The sequence below is a fragment of the Mariniflexile fucanivorans genome (genome assembly GCF_004341235.1).
In the GTDB taxonomy this organism is placed as follows: domain Bacteria; phylum Bacteroidota; class Bacteroidia; order Flavobacteriales; family Flavobacteriaceae; genus Mariniflexile; species Mariniflexile fucanivorans.
This window is the reverse complement of the sequence record NZ_SLUP01000001.1, coordinates 129895-141762: the sequence shown is the minus strand read 5'-3', so window position 1 is coordinate 141762 and position 11868 is coordinate 129895. Positions and strand designations below refer to the sequence as shown.

Sequence of the window (11868 nt, the reverse complement as noted above, 5' to 3'; positions counted from 1 at the left end):
TTATGTAAGCAAATCTTTGTACTTGTCTTTGTATGCGTAAAGCATTACTATGTTTAGAACAAGTAAAATGAGTGCGCCCATAATATCTGAAGGTCCTAAAAAAGCATGAAATAATACGGCGTTAATTGAAACGCTCATTAAAATAATAGCCATTAAAGCGCCATATTTATTGAAAATAAACGATAAGCCAGCTACAACTTCTACAATGCCAACAAGTTCCAGCGTTTTTGTACTCATAAGTGCCGTCATGTAACTCATAACAGCTTCAGGCATCGTTTCTGGTGCGGGCATAAAGTTAAAAAATTTATTTGCTCCAAAAATGGTTATCAATACTCCAAAAATAATTCGAATAATAGATAATGGTTTGCTCATAATTAATTAGGTATTAGTTAGTGAAATGAAAGATAATAAATATTTCATTATCGGCACAGGAACCAATTTACTTAACTAACAAACGCACCCCTTCACTATGGCTACTAAATTCTGGCGCATACATACTTTGTATGGTGGTAATGCCATTACTCATGTTTCCTGCATTATTCACACGTAAATCGTATTCAAAAACATAAACACCTTTTGGTAAATAGTCAAAAAAGAAGTTGGTAGAAGCATCTTTGGTGCTTTCATAATACCCCAAACCATCTTGCCATTTGTATTGAGATATTACGTTTATAGGTTCTAATCCAGCAGCGCGCATATCTTTCATATGAATAAATTCCATAGCTCTATCACTTCGTAATTCAATACGAACTCGAACCAAATCACCAACCTTTAAATTAGTTTCTTTTGTTATTTCTGAAATTTGTTCACCAGTATCTGTATTCGTTTTAAGGAATAGTTTTTTGCTCAATTTAAGAGGTGTTTCAGCAGATGTAATTTTATCTAAATCTTCAAAATATTGCCAATATAAACCACCCCAAGCAATGCCATCACCTTTTTTGGTAAGGGTTACAGTTCCCATATCTGGTTTTATGTCTGAAGTGTTCCAAGCCGTTTTATAGTAACCCGTTCCAGCTTCTATTTTTATGTTTTCAAGTTTTGAAGGTTCTATTTTTTTACCGCCTATTAATACTTCAACAGCATCTGTTACACTTAACCAATCACTGCCTTGAAGCAATAATGCATACACAGCTTCAGTAGTTGCTTTGGTGGTTTTCCATTGATTGATTTGCTTGTTTTTAAGCAACCAGATTTTTAAATTATCAATGGTTTTGGTGTTATTTTCAATTATAGAAAAAGCTTCAATTAACAACGCTTGAGTTTCAATAGGTGCTTGATACCAATACCAAGAACTGGTGTTTTCTTTCCAATACATACCTAATTCATCTGAAGTTATACTTGTTTCTTTTAATGAATTTAAAATTTTTGTTGAAGTAGGTTTATCGTTCATTCTATCAACCACCAGCGCCATTAAACCTTTAGAATACAGCGAACGTGATAACCAATATTTTTGAATTTGTGTTTGATAATATTTAGTAATGTCTTCAACTTCTTTAGATTTTTTAATCTCTGGATAAAAGCTTCGCATGTATAAATAATGCAATTGATTGTAGCTTAAATGGTCTTTCGTTAAATCTACTTTTGCATCATATTTTCTAATGTCCTTGTATTCTTGAATGAATTCAGCATCTAAATAATTGATGGCTTTTTCAATCATTTTAGATTCTTCTTTCGTTTCAACTTTCAGTTGTTTTAAATGTCCGAAACCGGTAATGATATGTTGCGTAATATATCTGTTTTCACGTCCACCATTGAACCAAGCCCAAGCACCATTTGATAACTGATTGTTTTGAAGCTTACGTTTTGCCGATTGTAATTCGCTATTCATTTTATTCAAATCGAATAACAAAGCAATACGTTTTTTCTGTTCGGTTTCGCTTTGTGCATCGCGTAACCAAGGAGTTTCCTGGATTAAAATAGACTTTAATTCATCATTTTTTTCTAAGTTAGAAACAAGGGCATCAGAGTTTTTCCACTGATTAAAAACTTCCTGAATTCTGGGGTTTGAATTGGCAATATGGCTTGCTAACGCATTAGCGTAAAATTTGGAAAATGTTTGCTCGTTACATTCATACGGATATTCCATTAAGTAGGGTAGTGCCTGTACAGCGTACCACGCAGGATTGGAAGTCATTTCCAAAGTTAACTTATGATTTTTTAAAGTTGATGAGGTATTGTTTTTCAACTTATCCAAAGTGAACATTTTAGTTTCGTTGCTACGAATCCACATAGGAAGTGTTTCTGTAACTAACATTCTATTTGATAAAACAGGTAAAGCGTTTTGTTCGCCATCACTAAAATCGCCCGATTTTGCTATTATTTTATATTGAATTGCATCTACACTATCTGGGATTGATAAACTCCAAGACACTTGAGTATTGCCTTTAGCATCAACAGTAAACGATTTGTTATTTGCTGTATTTCCAAGTTTTGAGTTAATCTCTTTTCCAGAAACAGCATCGGTAAGTACTAAGATTGCTTTTCCAGATAGTTGTTTATCCGTTAGGTTTGCAATTTTTGTACTGATGGTTATTTCATCACCTTGACGTAAAAAACGTGGTGCATTTGGTATCACCATTAACTCTTTTTGGGTTACAGCGGTTAAGGTTTTTGTAGCACTTTCCAAAGTTTTGGTATGTGCCAACAATTGTAATTTCCATTGGGTAAGTGCTTCTGGTGTTGTAAAGCTAAAACTCACATTGCCATCGGTATCGGTTTGTAACTGTGGAAAGAAAAACGCTGTTTCTTGCAGGTTTTTACGAATTTGAACGGTGTCGAAGTTTGGTTTTTCTATGGGGCTTTTTTCAATGGAATCTTTATCTTTTTTCGTTTCAGCATATCCAATAGTAACTACTTCGTTTAGGGAAGAACCATAACTATCTGCCACCATTTCAGCTTCCATTATACCATCCATAATAGGAGCACTTGCAACCATCTTTTGACGTGATTTAGAAAGACTTAATCCACCCCTAATTCTCATATTATAATTATTATTCCCAAAATATAACCCAAACCAATTGAGATCGTCATACCGTTGTTCTGAATATTGAACGGTATTTTGCTTCATGTAAACCCTAAAATTTTGTGTTCCAAAACTTTGGTTGGCATTCACTCGGTTGTAGGAGTAGTAAATAGGATTTTGTATTGGATTGAAGCTCCAATTATGAGGTTTAAACTGGTCTAAAGAGGCATCATACATACTTGCTAATAATTCGGAAGACACTTTATCTCTTTGTGGCCCTTTAATTTTAAAACTCCAAGTTTCATCAATTCCGGGTTGTAATTTATCTCTAAACGTGGTGGTTTCAATATCTAAATCGGTTTTTGGATAGGGCACAGTTATGGTTTCAGATCCCGATTTAAAACTATTGTAAATCGCAAAACTATAATTTACTGCAAAACCACCAATATCATCCGTATTTACAGGGATTGATACTGTTTTGTTGTTGTTATTTAATTCGATAATCTCGGTTTTTATAACCTTACGGTTCTTTTCAATAGAAACGGTTACATGTAAATTTTTAGCAGCCGAAGCCAAAGTTATAACAGCGGTTTCACCAGTTTTATAACTAGATTTGTTAGTTGTGATGCTGAATAATTGATTATCGGCTAAGGTTTTATCATCATTACTATACAGAGTGGTCTTCACTTCATCTTTCACCAGTTGACCAAATTTATCTTTACTTTCTAAAGTGATGATATATTGTCCAGATTCCCATTTTTTAATGTTTCCTAAGTCGATTTCTTTTGAGGTTTCCGTATCAAATTGTTTTTCAAAAACCATGGAGCCTCTTTCCCAATTATTGGCAATGTGTTCATCTTTATAAGCGTCATGTGGAAATAGATTTTTGAATGCTTCTTCAGAAAAATCTTGATAATCTGGAGCTGCCCAAGGTCTGGTTCTTAATACCGAATTTGGCGCTTGAAGTTTGTAAATTTTCACGGTGCCTTTAGCAGAAACAAATTCACCATTAAGATTTCTAGTATCGATATGGATGCTGTTGTCTTTTTTAGATGTATCAAGTTTTTCAGAAATATTCATATTGGCAACCAAAGCGTGATAGCCCACATTTACTATGGTTGTAGCACTTCGAGTTTCGCCATTTAGGTCGGTTACATCTGCCGTTATTTCATAATTAAAAATGGGTAAACTGCTTTTATCAACACTTTGGTCTGGCATGGCTTTAAAGGTAATTTCAAATTCACCTTTTTCATTAGTTGTACTTTCTCCATGTGTAATTTCTTGTGGTTCGCTGTTAAACCAAGGTCGGTACCAAAAATACCAACGTGGGTATTCTACTTTTCTGTGTACACGATATACTACTTTGGCATCGGTTATGTTGCTGCCAGCGTATGCTAAAGCTGTTCCTTTAACGGTAACCGAATCATTTACTTTATAAGTTTCAGTAACAGATTTAAACTTAGTTTCAAATTTTGGACGCTTGTATTCTTCAACTGAAAAATAGTGATCTACATAAAAATTTTCATTATCGCTATCAAATTCAATGTGATAATTACCGTTTAAACCACTATTTGGTAAAATAAATTCACCAGAAGCCGAACCGAATTCATTGGTTTTAAATTCTAATGTTTTTAGCTCTTGATTATTTACATCGTACAGCTTAACATGCATCAGTGTGTTTGCTAAAACTTCCGATTTTCCATTAACAGTTTTCATAGCAATCGCTTTAAAGTAAACGGTTTGTCCGGGTCTGTAAATACTTCTATCGGTGAATAAAAACCCTCTATATTCAGTGCCCTCTTTTTCTTGTTTGTAATATTGGTTTATGTAGAAACCGTCGAAATATGCGGTATCGTTTTCATGACTAATTTTCGCTGCTATGTTTCTGTAACGGTTGCTCTCTTTTTCAATGCTTACTTCACCTAAATTATTTGTTGTGAAGTTTTTAATGATTGGTTTACGATCGTTATTTTCATAATAAGTTAGTTCTACCTTGGCGTTTTCAATAGGTTTTCCATTGTTTCTGTCAATAATTTGAAAAGTATTGTGGGTTTCACTTTCACGTTCCACCAAAGTTAAATTAGTAACTTGTATGGTGCTAAACGCAAAAGTGTCATCGTTATCCTTAACCGAAGTAAAAACCACATAAGTACCATTGTTTAATTTAGGTATCAAAACTTCGGTGCTATGGGTTTGGTAATCGTTTTCGTTACGCAATTTACTTTCCCATTGTTCACCAATATTTAATTTTTTAATGAAAGTTAATTGTTCCTCTTTTCTATATAATTTGTTTAATTTTTCTAACTGATTTCGAGAAATAGGATAGATTTTAAATTGAAGCGCATCCAAGTTTTTATAACGAACCAAAAGACGTGCGTTTTGTTGAATAGGTAATATGTTTTCGGTCGTAATTTGAATGGTTTGCTGAAGAATTTGCGACTTTAAAGCTTCACATTTTTCTGCAGCTTTACTTTTTGGGAATTTTGCAATAACAGTATCGCATATATCTATGGCTTCTTTGGCTTTCCAACGGTTTTCTTCGTTAGTTTTAGGCTGATATTGATTGCTTTGTTGGTTGAAAATGGAAGCGATTTCAAAATCATACAAACCAGAGATTTCGTGTGGTTTTAAGTTGTTACTTTCCGTTTTTAAAGTTTCTAACAATAAAGCTTCTTTGTTACTAAAAGTGGCATTTTTATTTATGAATTTTAAACGTTCTATGTTAACATCGGCTAAAGCAAAAAGGTCTTTGTCTTTTAAATGAAACTGGATTAAATCTTGATATATTTTTAAAGCATTTAGTTGTAATGATGTTGAATCCTTTGATGTGATGTTTAACTTAGAAAACGTTGAAGCATCCTTTAAATAATCAAGATCATCAATTTCAAATTTATAAGCAGGTTTGGTGATATTAGTTTCGTCGGTTTTATAAAAATCTAAGGCTTCATGACTAAGGAAATCAAATAATGTGGGTCGGTAAATTTTAGAATCTTTTTGTAGATTTAAAATAGCATCATACTTACTTAACGGTTCTAATTGCAATTTCAAGGCATCTTGTAACGAATGTTGGTAATGCAAATGAATTTCATCAAATAGCGTTTGTAAATCCCAAGTTCTAAAATCCAGAGCGTCAACTTTTTCCGAAGTTTTTGTACGGTTATAAAACTGCCATCTATTTTGGTTAAAGTATTGCCAGTATAAATTGGCTAGAACACTTTCCAGTACGTTTTTTGTTGGAAACGTACTAAGTTTAATATCATTTTTAAAATCGTTAATAATGCTTAATTGCGCATCTTCTTCTAAAACCAAGGCGAATTTGCTTTTAAAAAGCATGGTTTTTATAAGTTGTGCATCATTTTTATCTTTTTTAGCAAGCACTGAAATTTGGTCTACAACTTTTAAAGCCGATTTAGGCAAGCCTTCTATTTCATGTTTTTGTACCGCTTTCCAAAGTGTTTCGTAGTTAGACTCCTGACTATTGCTTAAGCTCGAAAGCAAAATAATTGTTAAAAAAATCACCGATTGTTTCATTTGCTTATATTTATTGTTTTTTAATGGTCAAATGTTGTTCGCTATTAATTATTCTCGAAAATGATAAAGTTTTTAACTAGCTCGTTTCATTTGTTTTAATTTTCAACCAATTTACGTTCAAAAGCTATTCCAAAAAAATAATAAATGAGTGAATAGCTCTTTTGACTGAGTTAAATTAGTTATATTTAGTTAAATAGGCATATTGATATTTGTTAAGAAATTACATGTTATGAGAAAATTTATTTACATTCTACTTTTTCCGCTAGTATCATTTGGTCAAACGCAGTTAGATAATTGTGAAGATTTAATTAAGCGCAAACAGTTTGATAAAGCCGAACTTCAATTAACAATTTATTTAGAAAAGCATCCCGAAAATTTAAAGGCTATGGAACTTTTAGGTGATGCATATGGGCATCAAAAAAAATGGGATGAAGCCATCGATATTTATAAAAGCTTGGTGGACACCAATCAAAAAAATGCCGAATACCATTACAAATATGGGGGTGCTATGGGTATGAAGGCACTTTCTGTTAGTAAATTAACCGCTTTAGGAATGATTGGAGATATTGAAGATTCGTTTCTGACAGCTGCAAAATTAGACCCCAAACATGTGAATGTGCGTTGGGCTTTGGTAGAATATTACATGAAATTACCAGCTGTTTTAGGAGGCAGTAAAAACAAGGCTTTAAAATACGCGTATCAGCTAGAGCAACTCTCAAAAGTGGATGGTTATTTAGCAAAAGGCTATATTTTTGAAACAGATGAAGAGCCAGAGCTTGCTGAAAAATATTATAAATTAGCCATAAATGTAGGTGGTACCATGTGGTGTTACGATAAGTTAACAACCTTTTACCAAAAACAGAAACAGCCAGAAAAAGCTTTGGCCAATTTAGAAGTTGCTAAAGAAAAGCACAAACGCAATGCTTTGGATTATGAAATGGGCAAAATAGCTGCCGAATATAACATCGAGCTGCAAAAAGGCGTACAATGTTTGCAAACCTATTTGAAAAATTATTCAGATGAAGATGGCGTACCAAAAGCGTGGGCACACTACAGGTTGTCACAAATTTATGCTCTTAAAAAGAATAAAAAGGCGGCTTTAAAATATATTGACTTAGCACTTGCAGAATCTCCAAAAACAAAGCATTTTAAAGACGAAAAGCAACGGATTATGAAGTTGTAGGCAGTCTCGTTTTTTAGTTTCAGTAAAAGTTTTGGTTTCACAATAACTACTTTATAAATTAGAGCCTTTTTAACTTTGAAACTTTGTAACTTTGTAACCTAATAAGGAATAAATGAACGTACATTTTATAGCTATTGGTGGCTCTGCCATGCATAATTTAGCCATAGCATTACACAATAAAGGTTATCAAGTAACAGGAAGCGACGATGAGATTTTCGAACCTTCAAAATCCAGATTAAACGCTAAAGGCATTTTGCCAGATACTTATGGCTGGTTTCCCGAGAAAATAAATCCGAATTTAGACGCCATTGTTTTAGGGATGCATGCCAAAGCCGATAACCCAGAACTTTTAAAAGCTCAAGAATTAGGACTTAAAATTTACAGCTATCCCGAGTTTTTGTACGAACAATCAAAACACAAAACACGCGTAGTTATTGGTGGTAGCCATGGGAAAACCACTATTACTTCTATGATTTTACACGTGATGCATTATCATAACATAGATGTCGATTATATGGTGGGCGCTCAACTAGAAGGTTTTGATGTGATGGTAAAACTCACCGAAACCAACGATTTTATAGTGCTTGAGGGCGATGAATATTTAAGTTCACCCATTGATAGACGTCCAAAATTCCATTTATACAAACCAAATATCGCCTTGTTAAGTGGTATTGCTTGGGACCATATTAATGTGTTTCCAACTTATGAAAATTATGTGCAGCAGTTCCAAATTTTTGTGGATAGTATTGTAGATGGAGGAAGCATCACCTATAATGAAGAAGACCCCGAAGTAAAGCGAGTGGTTGAAGCGTCGCCCAATGCCATTCGTAAATTGCCTTACCATACACCAGACTATACTGTTGATAATGGGCAAACCCTTTTAGAAACTCCAGAAGGACCATTGCCAATCGAGGTTTTTGGTAAACACAATTTAAACAATTTGGCAGGTGCAAAATGGATTTGCCAACACATGAACATTCATGAAGACGATTTTTACGAGGCCATCGCTACTTTTAAAGGCGCCAGCAAACGTTTGGAAAAAATAGCTGAAAGTAAAACCAGTGTAGCCTATAAAGATTTTGCACACTCGCCCAGTAAAGTAGAAGCAACTACCAATGCCGTAAAAGAGCAGTATCCTAATAGAACAGTTGTGGCTTGTTTAGAACTACATAGCTACAGTAGTTTGAATGCTGAATTTTTAAAAGAATACAAAGGTGCGCTAGATGCTGCCAATGTAGCAGTGGTGTTTTACTCGCCACATGCCGTAGAAATTAAAAAACTTAAAGAAGTAACCCACGAACAAATAGCGAATGCTTTTGAACGTGATGACCTCATTATTTATACCAACCCAGACGATTTTAAAAACTTCCTATTCTCACAAAACTTTGATAATAAAGCATTGCTTTTAATGAGTTCTGGTAATTATGGTGGATTGGATTTTAATGAGGTGAAAGGGTTGATTGGGTAGCTTATTCCTGCGAAGGCAGGAATCTATATGGTGTATATATTAATTATAACTTGGTATGCAATAAGTAGGTCAAAGCCATACTGAAGTTTTTTTAACTATTCTCCAATTAATTCATTTCTGTACTTATTAATAAATAAATTGTCAGTTGCTTCTTCACTATCAACGAAGATATATCTTTTGTAATAACCTTCAATAACTTCTTTATCTTCTTGTTCTATCCAGCGTGCTAAAAATGTTTTCAAGGTAACCAACCAACAGATTACTTCGGTCGTGCCTCCCTCGTAATGACGAGGAAGCAACATGCAGATTACTTCAGTCGTTCCTCCTTCGTAATGACATAACATTTCTGCCTTTGGTTAGGGATTGCAGTGGAAAGCCCACAGCCCGACGTAGGAGGTGCGAGGACTTGTAACGTAAAGCCCGACCCTTGTGGTAACGCCCAAATATTTCATAAAAAAAATCTCAAAACCACTATTTAAAGTTCGTTTTGAGATTTATTAATTTTTATGATGTTGAATGTTAATCTAAACCTTAGAAGTTATCGATTTAACAAATACAAAACCAAACCCTAAGAATAACATTAAGTGGAAAGGAAACAATCCGAAATCGCCACCTTGGTCGCCAACTATAAAGGCACTGTACATGCCAAATGCGAAATATAACATTAGTAAGCCTTCGAAAATAACGTGTATAGAAATTGATTTTTTAATGTATTTATTCTTTTTCCAGCCTTCTTTTAAAGAGCTAATGTTGAATTTTGGTGTACGTACAAATTCACTTTTCTTACCCCAATGGCCTTCTAAAACCGCAATGGAATTGTGCAATGAAAAGCCCATGGCGATTGAGAAAAATATAAAAAACATGCCTATATAACGGATGAAGTTTTTAAACCCGCCGCCATAAATGTTTTTGTACATAAACCAATAGCACACAAAAAATATGATGGAACTTACCACAAAGAAACTCATTACATAAAAGTATGGTTTTAAGTGTGTGTACTCGTTTTTTATGTAAAGCATTGGTATGCTAAGCACCCCTACTAAAAGTACATTTAAAAACATGGTACTGTTTAGTAAATGTAGTAAACCATGCATTTTTGTTTTAGCTGAAATATTCTCGCTTTTTAAAACGCGCCCAAGCATTTTTCTAAAGTTTTCGGCGCCTCCTTTATTCCATCTAAATTGTTGTGAACGTGCAGCACTAATTACGATTGGTAATTCGGCAGGCGTTTCAACATCTTCTAAATATTTGAATTTCCAGTTTTTAAGTTGGGCACGGTAGCTTAAATCTAAATCTTCGGTTAGGGTATCACCTTCCCAGTTTCCAGCATCATAAATACAGGTTTTTCGCCAAAGGCCTGCGGTACCATTAAAGTTAATGAAGTGTCCTTTGCTATTTCTGCCTACTTGTTCCAGAGTAAAATGTGCATCTAAAGCAAATGCTTGTATTTTTGTAAGTATAGAATAGTTGCGGTTTAAATGCCCCCAACGTGTTTGAACTACGCCAATTTTTTCATCTTTAAAATAAGGAACGGTACGGTATAGCCAATCTGTTTGAGGAAGGAAATCTGAATCGAAAATGGCAATGAATTCGCCCTTTGCAACCACCAAACCTTCTTTAAGTGCGCCTGCTTTAAAACCGGTTCTATCTATTCTAGTAATATGTTTAATATCTAAACCTGTCGCAGCTAATTTTTCAACATGGGCACGGGTAGTTTCCACGGTTTCATCGGTAGAATCGTCCAGCACTTGAATTTCCAGTTTTTCACGTGGGTAATCAATTTGTGCAATGTTATCCAATAGACGCTCCATAACGTACATTTCGTTATAAACAGGAAGTTGGATGGTAACAAAAGGAATTTCTTCTGGGTTTGAAAAATCGAATTTAGGAGAGTTATCTACCTTTTTTTTAGCTGACAGATAATTCAATAATAAATTTAATTGAGCCAATGCATACATGAAAATAAGCAAAAGCGAAATAGTGTAGATAATGATAATGGTGGTTTCTATAATCATTTTTTAATACTGTATTTAAAAATCCAACTTAAGATTTTAACGCCGGCAAATATAGCACCTTTTATGGTTCCTGATACTTTTGAGATACCAATTCTATTTCTGTAATTTACGGGCACTTCTATATATGTTAATTTTTGTTTTAAAACTTTTAGTTGCATCTCTACAGTCCAACCATAGGTTTTGTCAATCATATTTAGCATCAACAATTTATCGTATTTTATGGCTCTAAAAGGGCCTAAATCGGTAAATGTTGCACTAAAAAAAAGTTTCATTAAAGTGGTTGCTAACCAATTTCCGAAAATTTGAGGCATTGTCATAGAACCAGCTTCTCTTAAACTTTTTACACGAGCTCCAATAACAAAATCGATATCCTTTTCGATAATTGGTGCTACAATTTTTGTTAATTCTTCTGGATAATCGCTATAATCGCCGTCCAAAAATACAATAATATTTGGTTCTTCGGGTTGATTGGCAATGTATTCTAACCCCTTTAGGCAGGCGTTTCCGTAGCCTCTTTTTTTTTCGGTTAAAACAGTTGCTCCTGCTTTTATGGCGTTTTCTTCAGTTTTGTCGGTGGAATTGTTGTTAACAACAATAATTTCACTTACAACTTTAGGTATATCATTTATCACATGGGTAATAGAATCTGCTTCGTTATAAGCAGGAATAATTACTTTTATTTTGTGCATAAATAATTAACTTTCAGTGA

7 protein-coding genes are annotated in these 11868 nt (G+C 33.9%); 2 read left to right on the top strand and 5 right to left on the bottom strand.

Annotated features, from left to right (window positions below; translation table 11 throughout):
• The gene (locus EV196_RS00605; RefSeq protein WP_132213833.1) at positions 1–372 is read right to left on the bottom strand and encodes a DoxX family membrane protein; all 372 of its coding nucleotides are present in this window, start codon (positions 370–372) and stop codon (positions 1–3) included.
• Positions 373–439: 67 nt separating this feature from the next.
• Positions 440–6493, bottom strand: a complete 6054-nt coding sequence (locus EV196_RS00600) for an alpha-2-macroglobulin family protein (RefSeq protein ID WP_132213831.1) — start codon at positions 6491–6493, stop codon at positions 440–442.
• A gap of 229 nt (positions 6494–6722) precedes the next feature.
• On the opposite strand from EV196_RS00600, the gene EV196_RS00595 reads away from it, so the two are divergent.
• Both EV196_RS00595 and EV196_RS00590 read left to right on the top strand, forming a co-directional pair.
• On the top strand, positions 6723–7676 hold the full coding sequence (locus EV196_RS00595; protein ID WP_132213829.1) for a tetratricopeptide repeat protein: 954 nt from the start codon (positions 6723–6725) through the stop codon (positions 7674–7676).
• Positions 7677–7788: 112 nt separating this feature from the next.
• Entirely contained in the window at positions 7789–9144 is a 1356-nt protein-coding gene (locus EV196_RS00590; RefSeq protein WP_132213827.1) for a UDP-N-acetylmuramate--L-alanine ligase, read from the top strand.
• 95 nt (positions 9145–9239) lie between these two features.
• Here EV196_RS00590 and EV196_RS00585 read toward each other — a convergent pair whose 3' ends face one another.
• The 3 genes from EV196_RS00585 to EV196_RS00575 all read right to left on the bottom strand — a co-directional run bounded on the left by EV196_RS00585 (position 9240) and on the right by EV196_RS00575 (position 11848).
• Positions 9240–9488 carry a hypothetical protein gene (locus tag EV196_RS00585; RefSeq protein ID WP_132213825.1) on the bottom strand — a complete coding sequence of 83 codons (249 nt, stop codon included), beginning with the start codon at positions 9486–9488 and terminating at the stop codon, positions 9240–9242.
• A 180-nt stretch (positions 9489–9668) separates the two neighbouring features.
• Positions 9669–11159 (bottom strand): cellulose synthase family protein, encoded by a 1491-nt coding sequence (locus EV196_RS00580; RefSeq protein WP_132213823.1) that lies wholly within the window; start codon positions 11157–11159, stop codon positions 9669–9671.
• A complete protein-coding gene (locus EV196_RS00575; protein WP_132213821.1) occupies positions 11156–11848 on the bottom strand; it encodes a glycosyltransferase family 2 protein in 693 nt (230 codons plus the stop codon). Before EV196_RS00575 ends, EV196_RS00580 begins: the two co-directional genes overlap by 4 nt.
• Positions 11849–11868: the final 20 nt, after the last annotated feature.